The organism is Megasphaera sp. SW808, from assembly GCF_012027795.1.
GTDB lineage: Bacteria > Bacillota > Negativicutes > Veillonellales > Megasphaeraceae > Megasphaera > Megasphaera stantonii.
On the sequence record NZ_SJOT01000012.1, the window covers coordinates 42,453 to 61,637 of the forward strand.

General features: G+C 48.0%; 25 protein-coding genes. All 25 read left to right on the plus strand.

Annotated elements, in window-relative coordinates:
• The first annotated feature begins 233 nt into the window (after positions 1-233).
• Positions 234-848 (plus strand): DNA cytosine methyltransferase, encoded by a 615-nt coding sequence (locus E0L13_RS06200; RefSeq protein WP_168061054.1) that lies wholly within the window; start codon positions 234-236, stop codon positions 846-848.
• A gap of 46 nt (positions 849-894) precedes the next feature.
• Entirely contained in the window at positions 895-1,410 is a 516-nt protein-coding gene (locus E0L13_RS06205; protein ID WP_168061056.1) for a DUF3310 domain-containing protein, read from the plus strand.
• Positions 1,407-1,931 (plus strand): dUTP diphosphatase, encoded by a 525-nt coding sequence (locus E0L13_RS06210; RefSeq protein WP_168061058.1) that lies wholly within the window; start codon positions 1,407-1,409, stop codon positions 1,929-1,931. Before E0L13_RS06205 ends, E0L13_RS06210 begins: the two co-directional genes overlap by 4 nt.
• On the plus strand, positions 1,921-2,469 hold the full coding sequence (locus E0L13_RS06215; protein WP_168061060.1) for a hypothetical protein: 549 nt from the start codon (positions 1,921-1,923) through the stop codon (positions 2,467-2,469). The genes E0L13_RS06210 and E0L13_RS06215 overlap by 11 nt, the downstream gene beginning before the upstream one ends.
• Before the next feature lie 65 nt (positions 2,470-2,534).
• Positions 2,535-2,921 (plus strand): hypothetical protein, encoded by a 387-nt coding sequence (locus E0L13_RS06220; RefSeq protein WP_168061062.1) that lies wholly within the window; start codon positions 2,535-2,537, stop codon positions 2,919-2,921.
• Positions 2,869-3,279 carry a hypothetical protein gene (locus E0L13_RS06225; RefSeq protein ID WP_168061064.1) on the plus strand — a complete coding sequence of 137 codons (411 nt, stop codon included), beginning with the start codon at positions 2,869-2,871 and terminating at the stop codon, positions 3,277-3,279. The genes E0L13_RS06220 and E0L13_RS06225 overlap by 53 nt, the downstream gene beginning before the upstream one ends.
• Complete coding sequence (locus tag E0L13_RS06230) at positions 3,272-4,882, plus strand: DnaB-like helicase C-terminal domain-containing protein (RefSeq protein WP_168061066.1); 1,611 nt, start codon at positions 3,272-3,274, stop codon at positions 4,880-4,882. The genes E0L13_RS06225 and E0L13_RS06230 overlap by 8 nt, the downstream gene beginning before the upstream one ends.
• Positions 4,857-5,348: a 4Fe-4S cluster-binding domain-containing protein gene (locus E0L13_RS06235; protein ID WP_168061068.1), complete on the plus strand. Its 492-nt coding sequence runs from the start codon at positions 4,857-4,859 to the stop codon at positions 5,346-5,348. Before E0L13_RS06230 ends, E0L13_RS06235 begins: the two co-directional genes overlap by 26 nt.
• Positions 5,349-5,354: 6 nt before the next feature.
• The gene (locus tag E0L13_RS06240; protein WP_168061070.1) at positions 5,355-5,639 is read left to right on the plus strand and encodes a hypothetical protein; all 285 of its coding nucleotides are present in this window, start codon (positions 5,355-5,357) and stop codon (positions 5,637-5,639) included.
• A 1-nt stretch (position 5,640) separates the two neighbouring features.
• Entirely contained in the window at positions 5,641-7,431 is a 1,791-nt protein-coding gene (gene nrdD, locus E0L13_RS06245; RefSeq protein WP_168061109.1) for an anaerobic ribonucleoside-triphosphate reductase, read from the plus strand.
• Between the two features lie 24 nt (positions 7,432-7,455).
• Positions 7,456-7,638 (plus strand): hypothetical protein, encoded by a 183-nt coding sequence (locus E0L13_RS06250; RefSeq protein WP_168061072.1) that lies wholly within the window; start codon positions 7,456-7,458, stop codon positions 7,636-7,638.
• Between the two features lie 23 nt (positions 7,639-7,661).
• Positions 7,662-9,518 carry a DNA polymerase gene (locus E0L13_RS06255; protein ID WP_168061074.1) on the plus strand — a complete coding sequence of 619 codons (1,857 nt, stop codon included), beginning with the start codon at positions 7,662-7,664 and terminating at the stop codon, positions 9,516-9,518.
• Between the two features lie 26 nt (positions 9,519-9,544).
• Positions 9,545-10,225 (plus strand): hypothetical protein, encoded by a 681-nt coding sequence (locus E0L13_RS06260; protein WP_168061076.1) that lies wholly within the window; start codon positions 9,545-9,547, stop codon positions 10,223-10,225.
• 1 nt (position 10,226) lies between these two features.
• On the plus strand, positions 10,227-10,394 hold the full coding sequence (locus E0L13_RS06265; protein ID WP_168061078.1) for a hypothetical protein: 168 nt from the start codon (positions 10,227-10,229) through the stop codon (positions 10,392-10,394).
• A 7-nt stretch (positions 10,395-10,401) separates the two neighbouring features.
• Positions 10,402-11,163, plus strand: a complete 762-nt coding sequence (locus tag E0L13_RS06270) for a hypothetical protein (RefSeq protein ID WP_168061080.1) — start codon at positions 10,402-10,404, stop codon at positions 11,161-11,163.
• A complete protein-coding gene (locus E0L13_RS06275) occupies positions 11,118-11,603 on the plus strand; it encodes a hypothetical protein (RefSeq protein ID WP_168061082.1) in 486 nt (161 codons plus the stop codon). The genes E0L13_RS06270 and E0L13_RS06275 overlap by 46 nt, the downstream gene beginning before the upstream one ends.
• Positions 11,604-11,605: 2 nt before the next feature.
• The gene (locus tag E0L13_RS06280) at positions 11,606-11,791 is read left to right on the plus strand and encodes a hypothetical protein (protein WP_168061084.1); all 186 of its coding nucleotides are present in this window, start codon (positions 11,606-11,608) and stop codon (positions 11,789-11,791) included.
• A 140-nt stretch (positions 11,792-11,931) separates the two neighbouring features.
• Positions 11,932-12,132, plus strand: a complete 201-nt coding sequence (locus E0L13_RS06285) for a hypothetical protein (RefSeq protein ID WP_168061086.1) — start codon at positions 11,932-11,934, stop codon at positions 12,130-12,132.
• A gap of 6 nt (positions 12,133-12,138) precedes the next feature.
• On the plus strand, positions 12,139-13,653 hold the full coding sequence (locus tag E0L13_RS06290) for a portal protein (protein ID WP_168061088.1): 1,515 nt from the start codon (positions 12,139-12,141) through the stop codon (positions 13,651-13,653).
• Positions 13,654-13,676: 23 nt separating this feature from the next.
• Positions 13,677-14,465, plus strand: coding sequence for a hypothetical protein (locus E0L13_RS06295; RefSeq protein WP_168061090.1), 789 nt, complete (start codon positions 13,677-13,679; stop codon positions 14,463-14,465).
• A gap of 144 nt (positions 14,466-14,609) precedes the next feature.
• Positions 14,610-15,479: a phage capsid protein gene (locus E0L13_RS06300; protein WP_206081549.1), complete on the plus strand. Its 870-nt coding sequence runs from the start codon at positions 14,610-14,612 to the stop codon at positions 15,477-15,479.
• 81 nt (positions 15,480-15,560) lie between these two features.
• Positions 15,561-16,124: a phage tail protein gene (locus E0L13_RS06305; RefSeq protein WP_168061094.1), complete on the plus strand. Its 564-nt coding sequence runs from the start codon at positions 15,561-15,563 to the stop codon at positions 16,122-16,124.
• Positions 16,121-17,569 carry a hypothetical protein gene (locus tag E0L13_RS06310; protein WP_168061096.1) on the plus strand — a complete coding sequence of 483 codons (1,449 nt, stop codon included), beginning with the start codon at positions 16,121-16,123 and terminating at the stop codon, positions 17,567-17,569. Before E0L13_RS06305 ends, E0L13_RS06310 begins: the two co-directional genes overlap by 4 nt.
• Positions 17,535-18,476 (plus strand): hypothetical protein, encoded by a 942-nt coding sequence (locus E0L13_RS06315; protein ID WP_168061098.1) that lies wholly within the window; start codon positions 17,535-17,537, stop codon positions 18,474-18,476. Before E0L13_RS06310 ends, E0L13_RS06315 begins: the two co-directional genes overlap by 35 nt.
• A 22-nt stretch (positions 18,477-18,498) precedes the next feature.
• Positions 18,499-19,182 (plus strand): hypothetical protein, encoded by a 684-nt coding sequence (locus E0L13_RS06320; RefSeq protein WP_168061100.1) that lies wholly within the window; start codon positions 18,499-18,501, stop codon positions 19,180-19,182.
• Positions 19,183-19,185: the final 3 nt, after the last annotated feature.

The window sequence follows — 19,185 nt, forward strand, 5'->3', positions numbered from 1 at the left end:
AAAGGTATGCATAATCCATATGTCTTCCTCAGTTACTATGCATAACTTATATAACTCACTTACTATTTACCCTATTCTGAATTTGTCAAGTAATAGTTTTGTAATTGTCCCCCGTTATGGAGGAAGGCAGAGGAATACCTAAGGATTACCATGGATGGTAAAGAATCTAAGTAAGGTAAGTAGTAGTAGTAAGTAATCCTTAGGAATCCTGCCATAAAGAAATGGAGGAAGGTATGAGAATTTTAAATTTATATGCTGGTCTGGGAGGAAACCGCAGACTATGGACAGCACACACACACACACACCATGAAATTACGGCAGTAGAATATGACCCGGAAATAGCTGCGGTATATCAAAAGCTGTACCCGGAAGATACGGTGATTGTCGGAGATGCTCACGCATATCTGGAAGAACACTATAAAGACTACGATTTCATTTGGTCTTCCCCACCTTGTCAGACGCACAGCAGTTTCCGTAAAAACATTTGTGTTCGCTTTCGGGGAACTAAGGCTGTATATCCAGATTTTAGGCTGTGGCAGGAAATTGTCTTTTTACAGAGCTACGCTCCCGAAGGCTTAAAGTGGGTAGTAGAGAATGTCATACCTTATTACCGGCCTTTGATACAGCCGACAGTGAAGCTTCAAAGGCATTTCTTTTGGAGTAATTTTGAGATCAACCCGAAAGAATTCCCTACGGAGAAGCTGAGGTCTGCTCAAATCCCGGATTTGCAAAGGATACACGGCATTGATTTGACCAATGTATCTTTGCGGAATAAAAGGCAATGTCTTAGGAACTGCACACATCCTGCGATAGGATTGTATGTACTGGAACAGGCTATGACAGAGTAATTGTCCCCCGTTATGGAGAAGAAAGAGTAGAAAGGAGAGATTTTGTATGGCAGATGTTGAAGCATTATTTCCATTAGGCTCGAGAGTACGAAGGAAGGGTATTATTGATTGTGAGGGTATTGTTGTAGGACATTGCGGTACGTCCGTCCTCATGGCCCTGTCCTTAGATGAAAACTTGGGCTGGAGACCGAAACAGGGAGATGCTAGAATAACAGGCATCGCCCCTCGTTTTGCATCTGGTTCTTTTTTAGATACTCACCGTTTTTGGTGGGCAGCGTCTTGTAACTTACAGCGTGTGGACGAGCCTGTTTGTGGAGAGACCCAACAGGAAGAAAACTACTACGACACTCACTACCGCAACTGTGTCTTGGAACCTATCAAGGTCATGGAGAAGCTGTTCACTCCCGAAGAATTTAAAGGCTTTTTGAAAGGCTGCATTCTGAAGTACCGACTGCGACTTGGCAATAAAATTGGCGAGGACTTAGACAAAGAGCTGGCGAAAATCCAGCGGTACGAACAATGGCTGAAAGAAGCGGAGGAAGGGAAGGAAATAACCGTATGAATAAGAGAGTACGAAAAGTGTTCCCGCAGGTAGGCATTGAGCTTATCCGTGAGGGTGCGGAGTTTCCCAAAATCAAGACGAAGGGTTCCGCCGGTGCCGATTTGGTCTGCCCGGAAGACGTAGAGATACCGCCGTTCCATATGATTGGCCATGGCACGCTGGTTCCGCTGGGGTTCCGTCTGGACATCCCGGAAGGCTACTGCGTCCATATCTACCCCCGGTCTTCTACCGGCCTGAAGACACCGTTCATTATCCCGAACAGCCCCGGCCTGATAGATACGGACTACAAAGAGGAAGTGTGCCTTATCCTCACCAATTTGTCTCGGACGACGCTGAGGGTCGACAAAGGTACGGCTTTAGCCCAGATGGTCTTGGTTCCGAAGGTGTCTTACGAGCTAATTGTCCCCCGTTATGGAGAAAGAGTAGACCCGCTCGATGAGGCCGGAGAACGCACAGGCGGGTTCGGCTCCACTACTAACAACAAAAAAGAAAAAGGAGAAGTGAAAGACGATGAAAATTAAAGGCAAAGCATATTGGGCGAAAGTGAGAACGCCGGAGGAATGGCAGGGCAATCCTGTAGGATTTTCGGTACAGGTAGAAATGCCGCCGGAAAACCTCCAGAAGATGAAGGACTACTTCACGCAGAAGATTAAAGAGGAAGTCTTCCCGGATAAGAAGTTTGTCGGCGAAATTACCTTGCCTATCAAAGACAACAATGGTACTGACACAGTGAAGGTGCGTACCAAACATTACTACGTAGACAAAGCGACGGGACAGCAGGTGCCAAAGCATATCCCGGTATACAACGAATACGGCGAGCTTATTCCGGAAGACGTGCTGATTGGCAATGGCTCTGATGTGGAAGTTGCCTGTAATGCGAAGTATTTCTATGAAGGACAGAAGAAATGGGGTGTCCGTCTGTACTTAAACTCCATGATGGTTGTCAATCTTGTGAAGTATTCTACAGACGGTTCGGATGAATTTGACTTCAAACAGCGGGGTGAGGCAGACGAAGAAGCCGAGTCCAATACGACGAATGATGATGAGGTAGACTTCTGAGAATTACAGGAGGTTATCACAAGCGGAAACGGACGACGACCCGTAGCGGGTACGAAGAAACGCTTTTGGCTGACTTAAAGGCCAGAGGCGTTTCTTTCGCATATGAAGAGTATGCCCTGAAGTATGTGCAGGAGCATACTTACACCCCGGATTTTGTCTTGCCGAACGGCATTCTCGTAGAGGCGAAGGACGGCGAAGGCTCTAAGCTGAAGCCCTCGCTGGACGCTAAGGCACGAGGCAAGATGATACGAATTAAGAAGCAGTACCCGGAGCTGGACATTCGGTTTGTCTTCCGCACCGACGCTATGCTGCACAGCTTAGGGAAAAAGTGTAGTACATGGTGCAAAGAACACGGATTTCCCTACCATATCGGGACATCCATACCCGACAAATGGTTTCATGAGAAAGGTAAAGCATTACCAAAAGACATACTATACAAGAAAGGAAAGTGAGAGAGAGATTATTAAGTTTAGGGATAGAGAAGAGACATATTTCTATCGTGTCTACTTCCAGAACATGGGAGGTAAGACTATCCCTGAGCTGCTTTCAGACTTGCGTAAGAAGGGCGACTTCACGTCTCCCTATCATCTTATTGTGACAAGGGACGGCGACGTACACTCCATGCGTCCTCTGGAAGCAGTGGCAGGGTACGGCCTTCCTTATAACGAACTCGGCATCCATATTCTCGTGGACGCTGAAGATGAGAAGAGCATGACACGCATTCAAAAGTTAAATCTCGGAGACGTGGTCGACAGCCTTACGAAAGAGGCGTACCCCGGACTCGAAAGGTTTGTAGAAGAAGATGACTGAGGAAACTAACGTAGCTGTCAAGACGCATCAGCCCTGCCCGGACTGTGGTTCGTCTGATGCCCTGACGGTGTACAGCGACGGCCATACGTACTGCTTTTCCTGCGAGGCTACCCATCACCCCTCTCGAACAACGGCAGCAGAGGGAAAGCTGATAGATGCAGCTACTTTGTCTATCTCCCCGCTCAAACGCCGGGGGATTATGACGAGTACGTGTGAACGCTATCATTATTATGTAGGCAGACACAATGGTAAAGCGGTGCAGGTCGCCTGTTACTACGACGACACCGGCGAACTTATCGGTCAAAAGGTACGATACCCGGACAAGACCTTTGAGACACTGGGCAAGATTTCCAAACGGTTCTTCGGTCAGGAGTTGTTCTCCGGCCGGGGAAAGTTAGTCATCACGGAAGGCGAGATAGACTGCCTGACGGTTTCCCAACTACAAGGGAATAAGTATCCCGTGGTGTCTATACCCTGTGGAGTGACGGCGGCTAAAAAGGTGATTTCCCATAACATTGAATGGTTGCAGCAGTTTGATGAAATCATCCTGATGTTCGATATGGACGAGCCGGGGAGACGAGCAGTTAAAGAGTGCGCCGGCCTTTTGAAGGGTATCAAGGTAGCGAACTTGCCTATGAAAGACCCGAACGAGTGCTTACTGGCGAATAAAGGTCAAGCCGTCATCAATGCCATCTGGAATGCCAAACCCTACAGGCCGGACGGCATTGTCAACGGCGACGAGCTGTGGGACATCATTGAAAAGGAAGAAGATACGGAAGGCTACCCCTACCCGTGGGACTTGCCGTTGAATGATATGACCATGGGATTGCGCAAAGGGGAACTTCTGGTCGTGACGGCAGGAACCGGCGTAGGGAAGACTACCTTTGTCCGACAGCTTATCTATGACTTAGGTATCCATCAACACCTGAAGATAGGCTGCATGATGCTAGAAGAAAACATCCGGCGGACGGCCTTGGGCATTATGTCTATCCATACGGGGAAACGGCTGCACCTACAGAGACACGCTATATCGGAGGCAGACTACCGCAAAGCTTTTGAGGAAACGTTGGGGACAGGTAGATTTGTCTTGTATAACCACTTCGGTTCCATTGAGGGAGACAACTTACTGAACCAGATACGGTATTTAGCCGTGGCGGAGGAATGCGACTTTATCGTACTTGACCATGTGTCTATTGCTATCTCCGGCCTCGAAGGGGATAACGAGCGGAAGCTCATTGATTACCTCATGACGCAGATGCGGAGCATTGTGGAAGAAACAGGGGTTGGCATGATCGTCATCTCTCATTTGAGCAGACCAGATAAATCACAGAAGGCCTACGAAGAGGGAGGCATTACGTCTTTGAATCAGTTGAGAGGTTCCCATGCTATCGCCCAGCTCTCCGATATTGTCTTGGGGCTGGAACGGAACCAGCAAGATACTGATGAAGACATGCGAAACACCATCAAGATTCGCATATTGAAAAATAGGTTCTCCGGCGAGACAGGAATCGCCGGGTATCTGGAATATAACAAGCAGACGGATAGACTAGAAAAATCAGAAGGGATGAAGAAGAATCATGGAGAAGCCGAAGCAGAGTTTTAAAGTCCCGGTACAGGAACGAGGAATTACCTTGCAGGAGCTGCCGGGAGAAATCACGCTGTACTTTAATTTAGGGAATTGTTCCTGTCATTGCCGGGGGTGCCATTCACAGCACCTTTGGGACACGAATGTACTGACTACTTACCGCACTCCGGCGTGGATTATCGAGCAGGTACAGCACTACGCCAGCGAGATTACGGCTGTCCTTTTCATGGGTGGAAATCGGAACGGCATGGATTTTACCCAGTTTATGCAGGAGGTTGTAAAACCTGTGTCTCAGTTCGGGAAACCTATTGGTATCTACTTAGGAGACTGGACGGCGGACGACTTGCAGGAGGCTGCCCAGTATTGCCGATGGATTAAGGTGGGTCGGTACGACGACTCGAAGGGAGGGCTTGCGACGCCCGGAACGAATCAGATATTCCTTGAAGTACAGACAGACAAATTTCAGAAACGGAAAAGAGGTTGATACCTTATGTTAATTCATTTGACAGTGATTCAAGGCTGCCCATTTTGTGATGAAGTCCTGAAAGCGTGGCCGAAGATGGTGAAGAAATACCCCGGCGTAGACTTCTATGCAACGTGTCTTGGTAAGGATACACTGCCGGAAGTCGAGGACGGCAAGGTATTTCCTATCGTCGGGTGTGTCTCGGCGAAGCCCGGTCAAGCCCCGTTTATCGACGAGATTTCGGGAGCTATCTATGAGCAGCAGCTTGTAGAATTTATCGAAAGGAGTCTGCGGAAAGCTGGAAAAGAATAGTATTTTAAACTTAACCCCGGAGCAGGTGCGGGGAAAAATCGACTATATCAAACACTACGCTCATGCGGCCAACAGTGCTGATGGTTCCTTGGTAGATAGCAACGCCAACGTAGACACAAAGAACATCGGCATTTTGGAAGCTGAGTTGTATAAGCCGGAAACCATTCAGGTAAACCGAGAATTGGTTAAACGGAAAATCAGGGAGAAGTTCCCGGAAGACAAAGGACTGGCCGACCAGTACATTGAGGACATCGAAAGTCATTTGATTTACATTCACGACGAAACGTCCCTGCGCCCGTACTGTGCTTCTATCACCCTGTTCCCCTTCCTTTTGCATGGCACGAAACCGCTTGGGGGTACGAGTAAAGCTCCCAGAAATATTCATAGTTTCTGCGGTTCGTTTGTAAATCTGGTCTACCAGATAGCCTCGGGATTCGCCGGAGCTGTAGCAACAGTGGAATTTCTATTGTATTTCGATTACTTTGCGAGAAAGTCGTGGGGGAAAGACTACGTACAGACACATGCAAAAGAAGTGGGACAGGAGCTGCAAGGCGTTGTGTACGCCCTGAATCAGCCCGCCAGTGCTAGAGGGAACCAGTCGGTGTTCTGGAACATTTCCGTATTGGACAAGCATTACTTTGACCACCTGTTTGGAGAGTTCCGTTTTCCTGATGGCAGCCAGACACAGTACGAGGGCTCGTTTCGGGAGTTGCAGATGTTTTTCATGGAATGGTTTCGGAAGGAAAGGGAAAGAGAATTACTTACCTATCCTGTCCTGACGGCTTCCCTGCTCTTGATCGAAGAAGGATTCCCGGCGGACGACGAGTTCGCCAAAGGGATTTGCGAAGAAATGGAAAAAGGACTCAGCTTCTTTGTCTATGAATCGAAGAGCGTAGACTCGCTGGCTTCTTGCTGTAGGCTTCGTAATGAACTTGCTGATAATACGTTTAGCTATACCCTCGGTGCGGGGGGTGTGTCTACAGGCTCCGTGCAGGTCATCACGATCAACATGAACCGGCTGGAACAGCAACGGATTTCACTGGGAGACGTAGTGGAACGTGTGCAGAAATACCTTCTCGCTCATCGGGCAGTCATCGAAGACTACCTGTACAACGGGCTGCTCCCGGCGTACTCGGCAGGATTTATTAACATCGATAAGCAGTTCCTCACTATCGGCATTAACGGTATGCTGGAGGCTTCAGAGTACCTTTACGGGTATCCGTCGCAGTCATACTACCGGGCCACCTTGCAACAGATTTATGAAAAGAATAAGGAAGCCAGACAAAAGTACGGTGGTGTGAAGTTCAATACGGAGTTCGTCCCTGCGGAGAACTTGGGAGTCAAGAATGCGAAATGGGACAGGGAAGATGGATTAGAAGTTCCTCGTGACTGCTATAACTCGTACTTCTTCCCGGTCGAAGATGATTCCTATAACATCCTTGACAAGCTCTCCCTGCATGGGGAAGACACGACAAAGTATCTGGACGGCGGGGCTGCCTGTCACCTTAACTTGGCCCAGCTTTTGACGAAGGAACAGGCCTATGCCCTGATTTGTATTGCTGGGCGGAAGGGCGTGAACTACTGGACGTTCAACTGCCTCATGACGGTTTGTGATGACTGCGGGTATATCAACGTCAACACAGAAGACCATTGCGTCAAGTGCGGTTCTCATGATGTAGGATATGCCACCCGTGTCATTGGGTACTTAAAACGCATCGACAGTTTCAGTGCGGCCAGACAAAAGGAAGCACTGCACCGAGTCTATTTGTCCCCCGTTATGGAGAAAGAGTAGAAATGGGAAAGGAGGATGACCAGCATGATTACCTTTTGGGAATGGCTCAGAGATAAGCCGCTTGATTTGTCTGATGCAGCGCATAACAAATGGGTAGCTGCGATCGAAAAGAAGATTGCGCTGAAAGAAAAGTTGCTGGCAGCATTGGAAGCGAAAGCCAGTCAGACAGAAAATGAGATTGACGAATTGAAACAGAAACTCGAATAGAAAAAGATAGGGGAGTATGCAATATGCTGATTTTCGATATTGAGACAGACGGATTGCTGAAGGATATGACGACAATCCATTGCATGTGCATCGAGGATACGCAAGACGGCCGCATGTATCGGTATCGCCCGGAAGAGGTGGAGGAAGGCGTGAGGAAGCTCATGACACCCGGCGAGACAATCTGCGGTCACAATATCATTTCCTTTGATATTCCAGCGATACAGAAGATATATCCGTGGTTTAAGGTCAGGAAAGACAAGGTAATAGACACGCTGGTCTATGCCCGTCTGGTCTTCTCGGAGATAAACTACATCGACAACAAGCTGACTCGGCTGCATGTCTTACCTACTCACTTATACGGTTCACATTCCTTGAAAGCATATGGGTACCGATTAGGTGTGCTGAAAGGTACGTATGCGACCGACTACGAGGCCGACGATGTGTGGGCAGTATTCAATGAAGAAATGCTGGATTACAACGAGCAGGACGTAGTCGTTACGGAAGCGTTGTATAAGAAGTGTCTCGGAAAGCAGACGACGGCAGAGGCGTTGGAATTGGAGCATAAAGCACAATGGTTAATGGTAAAGATGGAGAGCAACGGTTTTCCTTTCGATCGGGAGAAGGCCGTTGCTCTTTTGTCTACGCTGCAAGACCGGCAGAACTCCATAATGGAAGAGCTGAAGGAACTTGTCCCTCCGATTCCCGGCGAAGTCTTTATTCCCAAACGGGATAATAAGACAAAGGGATATAAGGCAGGGGTGCCTATTCAGCGGTACAAAGAGTTTAACCCTAACAGTCGGCAGCAGGTGCTCTGGATTATGCAGGAGCATTATGGTTATCCTTTCGATAACCCGGACATGTGCAACGCCGACGGTAAGCTCCAGCTAAATGAAGAGACTTTCAAACTGGTGGCGCAGGACGACAAGGCGAGTCCCGAAGTCCGCAAGCTGGCCGAACTGTTCCAGACAAATTTCATGCTGTCTAAACGGCTGGGGCAACTGGCTGATGGTAAGAACGGCTGGTTAAAACTGGTAGAGGAAGACGGCTGTATCCACGGACATGTGAATCCCAATGGAGCCATTACGGGACGGGCGACGCACTCGAAACCGAACGTAGCGCAAGTCCCTCATGTCGGCTCCGAGTATGGGAAAGAGTGCCGGGAGCTGTTCACTGTCCCCGAAGGATGGTGGCAAGCCGGTATAGACGCTTGTGGTTTGGAACTGCGGTGTCTCTCCCACTACTTGTATCCGTTCGATAACGGCGAGTATGCTCATGAGTGTGTCAATGGGGATATACACACGAAGAACCAGTTGGCAGCAGGACTCCCGGAACGAAACATGGCGAAGACGTTCATATATGGGTTTCTTTACGGGGCTGGGGACGCTAAGATTGGGCAGATTGTCGGAGGCACGGCGGAGCATGGTGCAGAACTACGGAAGAAGTTCTTGAAAGCCACTCCGGCTATTAAGCAGTTACAGAGTTATGTAAAGAATCTCTTATCAGAATACGATGTAGGTTTGAGACAGAGGAAATGGAAGACACGGTATCTAAAAGGTCTTGATGGCCGTTTGCTGTATACCCGGTCTATCCACTCGGCCTTGAACCTTCTCTTGCAGTCGGCAGGGGCAATCATCTGTAAACATTGGATTGTCCGAACAGAGGAACGTCTTTTGTCTTTAGGCCTTGACCATGGGAAGGACTTCAGGATTATGGCGTGGGTTCACGATGAAATGCAGGTAGCTTGCCGAACGCATGAGATAGCCGAGATTGTCGTGCGGGAAGCACAGGCAGCCATGAGAGATACGCAGGAATATTATCACTTTCAGTGCCAGTTAGATACCGAAGGGATTATCGGGCATAACTGGGCGGAATGTCATTAGGAGAAAAGGAGGAAGTAGGATACATTATGAAAATGGAAGAAGCTAAAATGGGAATGAAAGTTGTCGATACGGACACGGTCGTAACGGGAGTTATTACTCATATTGATAGAGAGTTAGGTGTCATTACAGTAGATGACCGGCAAGCACCATACGGCGAGAAACGATTTGCACAGAATTATTATGATTGCGGAGCCTTGTATGATATTGCCGATTTGGAGATTGTAAAGACAGATAAAGTGTCTGATGCGCAGATTCGGCGATACGCTGCGTCGTCCTATGTACAAGATAAAATTAAAAGTATATCGAAAGAGTATGGTATACCCTACGATTCATTGTTGGTGTCCATTACGAATAGCGGTAAAGTATTTGCAGAAATTCCCTCTAAACATTTGGGAGCCGAAGCGAAGTGCCACCCTGATGATAAGTTTGACATCAACAAAGGATTGGAGCTGGCCTTTGAACGACTGGCCAAAAAGTTGGGAATGTTGCCGAAGTGGGAACCGAAAGAAGCTGAATGTTTTTATTATGTCATGAGTAGTAACGGATTTGTTAATCACACTTGGCATTTTCCAGATAATTTGTATGACAAGATAGCTGTTGCGTTGGGGAACTGCTTTAAGACAAAAGAAGAAGCCGAAAAGTATAAAGATGAAATCCTAGAACGCTACCAGAAACTTAGTGAATACGCAAAGGAGTTGAATCAGTAAGATGAACACCTACAAACTTTACGTACATTTTTCCGGTAATCTGACCGTCAATGTAGAAGCTGACACGGAGCAGGAAGCTCTTGTAGCGTTTGAAAACGACCCCGGCGCATACCTTAACGACAGAGACCTCGGAGATAATGCTGAGTTCGATGTAGTGTCTATGGAGTAATGCTGCAATGATGAACATTATTTTTGACGCAGACATGCTTCTTTTTGTCTCCCTGCTGGCATGCGAAAAGCCGGAGCATTGGGGCAACGACATCTGGACGCTGCACTGTGATTTCAATGAGGCCAAAGTATACCTCGACAACTTTGTCTTGGAGCTGTCCGAAAAGGTCTTGAATCATTACAAGGCAGAAGATGGGGAGTACAAAATCTTCATGTGTCTCACTGATAAAGACCATGAGAATTTCCGCAACGCCGAAGTGTGGCCGGAATACAAGGGGAATCGAAAAGAAGCCCGGAGACCCGTCTGCTTCAATCGAATGCGGGAGTACATTAAAGACACCTATGTCTGCTATCTGGAGCCTCATCTGGAAGCTGATGACTGCGCCGGGCTGCTCACACAGGACGTGGAGGGTGACTATGTATTGGTCTCCGGCGATAAAGATTTCCGTGCTATCCCCGGCAAATTCTACGATTTCATGAGAGACAAATATTATGAAACGTCGGAAGAAGATGCTGTTCGGTGGCATCTGTACCAGACGATTATCGGAGACACGACGGACAACTACAAGGGAGCCGCTGGATTTGGCCCTGTGAAAGCGGAGAGACTTTTGGAAGAGTACGGGTATTCTTGGGCGACCGTCCTAAAGGCATATCGGGGCGATGAGCAAGAAGCCTTGAAGAACGCCCGCCTTGCCTATATCCTGCACCGAAAGGGGGATTACGATTGGAAGACCGGCAGTATACGGCTCTGGGAACCACCTTCCGAGTAAGGTATGGCAGTGAGAATCCCGAAGAAACCTATCGGGTGTATGAAAAATTCTGGGAATGCTATCAGCACCACCCATTCTACGCTGTGCTCCGGGATAAAGACAGAATCTTTATGTCTATCTCGACGTTAAATCATCATGGACAGATAGCATATTTCTACCATGAAGACAAACTCATAGGTGCAGTAGCATTCACGATTCAGCGAGACGCTTTATGGTGGTGCAGGGCAGACATCGTAGAAGAATTGTTTGTATTAGCTATGGATGACACCTTCCATGGATTTGGCAGAGTGGCGGCGCAGTTTCTTAAAGATATGTGCGCTGCGAATGATTGCGATCTGGTATTGACTGGCACGGCACTTGGTTCAAATAATAGTTATCGGAAAGTAGGAGGGTATTCCTTTGAGTACCCTTCTTTTGTTTGTCTTAGGAGGGATTGTTAGGAATGATGGATAGACGAGAAGAATTATCCTTACTGGTTTCGGAACGGCTGGTAGAGAATCTTCGGGATACCTTTACGCCGGAGTATTTTCTCAGCAGAGCACAGGAAAACAGTGATGTCTTTTATGGGTACATGAAAGGTGTCACGGATGTAGTCAATTACTTGGCTCAGGCCGTCTCGGACGACTAAATTGTCCCCCGTTATGGAGAAAGAATACATGAAAGGAAGAGTGATGGCATATCGGCGGAATTGTACATGCAATCAAAAAAGTTGTCTCCGCTCCCTTTAAGGTGGTAGGAAGCCTGTTAGGGGGAGGGAAAAGTAGCACCGTGGCCGTACAGGCTCCTGATGTGTCCGGCGTTGAAATTCAGGCGAGCACCGCAGCGCAGACACCAGAAGCCCCGGCATTAGGTACGGACAACACAACGACAAAGAAAAAGAAGAGAGGTAAGTCCGGCCTGCTGATTCAGCGGAACAACGGAGCAAACAACGGCTCTGGTGGTGGAAGCTATTCGGGCTTAAATATCTAATACGCGATGGATATTACGATTCAGGAGCTACAAGAACAAGGTGCGAAGAAGACGTATGAACGCCTGAAGAATGACCGGCAGCCGTATATTGACCGTGCGGTGGACTGCGCTAAGGTTACGATTCCCTCACTGTTCCCGCAGGAGAACGATGACAAGTCTACGAACTACGAGACACCGTATCAATCCGTGGGAGCCAGAGGGGTAAATAACTTAGCGGCTAAACTTATCCTTGCCTTGATGCCTCCGAACTCTGCGTTCTTTAGGATGGGTATGTCGGATGAAGTGCTGGCGGAGTATATGCAGCAGGGGAAGGAAGACACAAAGGCGCAAGTAGAACAGGCGCTGATGCAGATTGAAAATCGGTGCATGAAGTACATCGAATCTAATCAAATACGAGTCACGGTATTAGAGGGCATTAAACAGGGGATTGTCGCTGGCAATGCTCTTTTATTTTTGCCTCCTGCCGAAGGGGGTATCAAGCTGTACAAACTGATGGATTATGTCATTCAGCGGGACGGCTTGGGAAACGTGATTCAACTCGTGACGTTAGACAAAGTGGCCTACGCTACGCTGGGCGAAGCCGTGCAGAATCTCATCAAATCCGAGAAGAAGCCGGAAGACCTGATTGAGATATACACACACGTGTGCCGGAGTGGCGAGAACTTTTTGTCTTATCAAGAGGTTGAAGGGGAAGTTATCAAAGGAAGCGAGCAGACATACCCCGTACTAAAGACCCCGTACATTCCTATCCGTATGGTGAAGATGGACGGAGAATCGTATGGGCGTTCGTTCTGCGAAGAATACCTCGGCGACCTCAACTCGCTGGAAAATTTGTCTAAAGCGATTTTCAAGTATGCGGCTATTGCAGCCAACATCTACTACCTCGTAAACCCCAATGGAGTGACGAGACCTAAAAAATTAGAGAATGCGACGAGTGGGGATTTCATACCGGGCAGATTAGATGACATTGGCGTACTGCAATTAGACAAATACTACGACTTCAATACGGTAAAAGCTACGGCAGACGCTATCGAGAATAGGCTGTCTTTTGCCTTTCTGCTGTCTTCCGTCGTACAGCGCAATGCGGAGAGAGTCACGGCAGAGGAAGTGCGTACCGTAGCCTCGGAGCTGGAAGATACACTTGGCGGTGTCTATTCTATCCTGTCTCAGGAGCTACAGTTGCCACTTGTCCGCCGGGTACTCAATCAGTTGCAGAGTACGGGGGAAATACCGAGCCTCCCCGAAGGGACGGTAGAGCCGACGATTACGACAGGTCTGGAGGCGTTGGGTAGGGGACACGATTTTGAAAAGTACGCTACTGTACTGAACGTTGTGTCACAGATTCCCGGCGCACAAGAAATGATTAACTGGAACGTCCTACTCTTGAACATGTTTACGGGAGCCGGAGTGGAAACGGAAGGTTTGGTGAAGTCGCAGCAGCAAATCGAAGAAGAAAGACAAATGGCGATGGGACAGCAGATGGCCGTAGAAGCCATGTCTCAGCCGCAGCAACAACAATAACAGAAGGAGAGTGAAAGGTACAGATGGCAGAAGAAGATGTAAAGGGTATTCCCGCAGCAGAGGATACGGGCGGCGGAGAACAGCAGTCCGGGCAGGGTGAGGTTATCGTGGATTCCAATACGAACATCACCATCGAGACAAAATCTGAAAATACGCTGTCTGAAGGCGTAGAGAACGACGGAGACAAGGAAGGTAACGGCACAGAGGATAAGCCAGAGCCTACAGGGCAAGACCCTGACGGAAACTTGCAGCAGCGTATCGACGCACAGCAACAGGCGAACAATGACCTGAAGAACGACCTCACGAACAAAGGTATCGATTGGAACGTACTTACCAAAGAGTACGAAGACACAGGTGATTTGTCTGAACAGTCCCGTGCGGCATTGGAAAAAGCAGGGTATCCGAAGAGTGTTGTCGATGCTTATATCCGTGGCATGGAAGCCGAAAACGAACGTGTCGCTAATCGAGTGATTGAGTATGGGGGTGGGCGAGACAAATTCGTTCAGCTCCAGAACTTCGCAGCGTCCCAGTCGGATGAGTATAAGAAGATGTGGAATGACACGATTAACAGCGGAAACCTCTTGGCTATCAGGACGATGCTTGCAGGTGTACGTTTGGATATGGAGGCTGTGCAGGGAACGCAAAATCCTACCATTACTGGCAAGGGCAGCTCCGCAGGTTCCGGTGACGGCACGGGATTTTCCTCTAAGAAAGAAATGATTAAAGCAATGTCTGACCCTCGGTATGGAAAAGACAAAGCATATACGCATGAAATAGAACGTAAAGTTATGAAATCTACTAACTTATTTTAATTAACGAAAAGAAAGGATGAATATATTATGGCAGTAACTATTTCTCAGCCCGGTTTGAATCAGGGACAGGCTGATGCTTTACAGGGCTTTTTAAAGGTATTTAGTGGTGAAATTATCACAGCATTTGAACGAGCGTCTAAGAGCATGGAAAATCACATTGTCCGTACTATCGACTCCGGCAAATCGGCGAGCTTCCCGGTATTTGGTCGGGCGACGGCGCATTACTTGCAGCCGGGTAACAGCCTCGATGATGTTCGTGAAGCAATCCCGCACAACGAAAAGATTATCGGTATCGACGGTCTCTTGACATCCGACCAGCTGATTACGGACATCTATGAAGCTATGTCCCACTTTGACGTACGGCAGGAATACGCAAAGCAGATGGGCGAAGCCTTGGCTCTCTCGGCGGACGGCTCTATCATCGCTGAATTGGCGAAATTGGCTGTGGAACAGAAAGAAAACATCACGGGTATCGGCAAGGGCATTATCATTGAAAAGCAGTTGGCTGCTACGGATATGGGCGTTACCGAAGCGGAAGGCAAGATGATTGTTCAGATGCTGTTGGAACTGAAAGCCAAATTCAGCAATCAGTATGTACCGGCAGACGACCGTTTTGTCTACATGAAGCCGGAAGGTATTGCCGCTCTTATCAATTCGTGGACGGCCATTAACCGTGACTTCGGTGCGGTCGGTACGATCGTAGACGGCAACATTACTCGTTTAGCTGGCTTTAACATTATTGAAGTACCTCACCTCACGATTGGTGGCGCAGATGGCACGCATGTCCTGACTTCGGGTACGGCACACGATTTCCCGGCATCCTATAAAGACAAAGTAGTATTTGTCGCAGGTCATCGCACGGCAGTAGGCACGGTTAAGCTGAAAGACCTTCAGTTGGAAACGGCACGTCGTATTGAACTTCAGGCTACGCATGTAGTTGCGAAGTATTCGATGGGTCACGGCGGTCTTCGCCCGGAAGCTTCGGCTATCGGTACGATTTCTGCTTCTGAATAATAGTAAGGAATGAGAAGAAGAGGGGATTCTTTTTTGGGAGAGTCCCCTTTTTATTCTTTATAGGAAAGGAGGTAATGGCCTATGTTAATTACTCCGCTGACTGAATTAGATGCGGTGAATGAAATCCTGTACTCTATTGGAGAAGATGGGATTCTCTCTTTGGAAGAAGTGTCTAACAACGTCGATGCCTCGATAGCCCGAAAGCTTCTGGAAGGCATAAGCCGGGAGACACAGCAGGAAGGATGGGACTTTAATACCTTCACGTCTGCTACCTTTACGCCAGACGCAAATACCGGGAAAATTCGTTGGGATGATTCCCTGCTGCGGGTAGGAAGTACGTATCGAAACCGTGGGGGATATTTCTTTGATGTGTCTAATGATACGGACGTATTCACGGAAGCCATCACGGTAAGCAATGGCGTGCGTCTGATACCCTTTGAGGAAATGCCGGACGTATTCCGAAAGTATGTGACGATTCGGGCTTCCTTGGCTTTCGCTTCCCGGTATCTGGGAGACGGTGAAATAGAGAGTGTCTTACAAGCGGAATTACAGAAAGCATACGCCGATGTAATGACATATGAACTGGACACACAGAAGCCGAACATCTTCAATAATACCAGCGTTACCGAGGTGATGACCCGATGAGTAATATCACCCAGAGAATCAATAACTTCATTGAAGGCGTATCCCAACAGCCACCGATGCTGCGGCACCCGGAACAGTTGGAAGAACAGCTTAACGGATTCAGTACGGAGGCAGGGGGATTACAGAAACGGCCACCAACGGTTTCCATTGGCAAACTATTCACAAATACAGATGGAGATAAATTCTATGTTCACATTATCAACCGGGATGAGGTGGAACAGTATATTGTCTTTATCAACACAACTAAAAAAGTCATTACGGTATATGATTTACAAGGTAGACAAATAGAAGTGAAAATGGAAGATGCTGACTATTTGTCTGGTATTACAAATCCATTCAGCCAATTACGAGTCATGACGGTTGCTGACTATACCTTTATCTTGAATAAGAAAAAAGTTGTAGAGATGTCGGGCGAAAAAACGGAAGATACCCTGTCTACGCAAGGTGCTTTAATAAACGTGAAACAAGGGCAGTACGGCAGAAAATATTCTGTGTCTATCAACGGTGAAGAAGTCGCTTCCTTTACGACTCCCGACGGTTCCACGGCGTCCCATGTGTCCCAAATCAATACGGATTATATTCGAGATAAACTGGCAGAAGGGTTGGAAAAGAACGGGTTTACTGTGGAAAAGGGGCCGTCGTGGCTTCGTATCTCTGGAAAAGAAATCACGAAGTTAGTCACGTCTGACTCTTTCAATAACTCCGCCCTTATTGGGATTACGTCTTATGTCAATACATTCACAGACCTCCCTGCGTCTGCTCCTGATAACTATACGGTTATGATTCGAGGGGAGACCAATGTAGACGACGATTACTACGTGGCCTTTTCTACGGAAGAAAATATCTGGAAAGAGACAGTGCGCCCCGGGCTAGACAACACGATCAAGGCAACGACGATGCCTCATGCTCTGGTACGGGAAGCTGATGGAACATTTTCCTGTAAACCTTTGGAATGGGCAGATAGGGAGACAGGGGATGAAGACAGTAACGAAGCTCCCTCATTCGTCGGGGCTACAATTAACGATGTGTTCTTTTACCGAAACCGGCTGGGCTTCCTTAGCGGGGAGAATATCATTTTGTCTTCCTCATCGGACGTATTCAACTTCTGGTTTCAGAGCGTCGTGGATGTGCAGGATGATGATACGATAGACACCAACGCCCCAAACAATAAAGTGTCTATCCTCTACAATGCGGTGCCGTTCTCCGGCTCGCTGTATATATTTTCAGGGCAGACACAGTTCTCTTTAGACTCTGACGGTACGTTATCCCCGAAGAATGCGAAGCTGACGAACATCACAGAGTTTACTTCGGACGTAGATGTTCCCCCAGTCGGGGCGGGTAACTCTGTATACTTTGTTTCTAAACGGGCGGATTATGCGAATGTACAGGAGTACCGGGTAGCGCAGTATTATGCAGTATTATACGGACGTAAAAGATGCCGATGAAGTAACGTCGCATGTCCCGTATTATATCCCGAATGACGTGTACCGCATGGTCGGAAATTCTAATGAAAAATTACTGGTGCTGCTGTCTACGAAAGACCCTTGCTCTATGTATGTCTATAAGTACCTCTACATGAATGGCAACAGGGCGCAGAGTTCGTGGTCGAAGTGGACGTTTGCCGGGGAAATCCTCGGCGTAGACTTCATTGGCTCTACTATGTATATGGCTATTCAGTATCCCGGTTCCAAAGCGGTATATCTGGAAAAGCTGACACTCAGCTACAACACCGAAGACTTCTCCGTAACAGAGCCATACCGGGTGATGCTGGACAGGAAGACGGAAGTGACGCTCACGGAAGAGAACTGTGAAACCGACGCAGCCGGACAATATATATCATTATATATAGATAAAGTATATGACCTTGCAGATGTTAGTAAGGTATGTGTCCTTACTTCCGATGGATTGTTGTACGAATCTGATATAGGCGAGAATGTCGTAAGAATCCGGGCAGATGACACGACGAAGATAGGAAGTAAAGTTATCGTGGGGATTCCCTATACGTTCTCCATTACTCTTTCCACTATCTTCCTAAAGCAACGAGACCAGTCCGGGGCGACGGCAGCCGTTCCTTCTTACCGGCTTGTCTTACGCAATGTATTTTTCGACTATTCCCAAACAGGGTACATGAAGGTTTGCGTAAACGATAAATACCAATACATTCTGACAAACAAGAAGATAGGAGAGTATAAACTAGGCTCAGGGTCTTTGTTGACTGGGACGTTTAGAGTACCTATCCGAAAACGAAATACAGAAGCGAAGATACAGGTCATCAATGATACACCGCTACCTTTGTCTATCATCGGTGGTGGATACGAAGCGAATTATACGACACGTTACAGGTCTTACTAATCAAAGGAGGTGTGAGTGAGACATGGGATTTATGAGCGGCATGACTGGACTACAGATTGCGCAGGGAGTTACCTCGTTAGGTTCTACGCTGTTCGGATGGCAGAACCAGAGAGAAAATGCGAAAAGACAGGCAGAGGCGTTGTCTGAACAGGCTGGAGCAGCCGTCAAGCGAATGGCCTATGCGTTCCAGAATTACGAAATGCAGCGGGTAGATGCCTTCGATGCTGCGGTGAATAACCTGATGAAAGTCCGGCAGGGTTCTATGGGGCTTTTGTCGAGCGTCCGGGCAGCCGTCAACGAGGAAACCGGGGGAGACTCCCGAACGGGTAGAGCCTTGGAGAGAGCGGCCAATGCCGATGTTCTCCGCACGGAAACCTCTATCAAAGACAACTATGCCCGGCAGTCCGATGAAATCAATCTGAACAAAGAAGCCGTGAAGCTACAGACACAGGACATGATAGACAGTATTCGAGCACAGGCTCCTGAAATGCCCTCTATCTGGGGACTGGTGGGTAATTTAGCGGCTACAGGGTTGTCGTGGTATAACGGCGTGGAAAATCAGAATGCTACGAGGGATGCCATTCTGGGAATAGGGTATACACCAAACCCTCCCCGAAGGTATCACTTCGATGGCTACCCTAACTATATAGACTATCCTACTATGTCTGACTTTTGGAATTACAACTATAAGGGGGTGCGGTGGTAACGT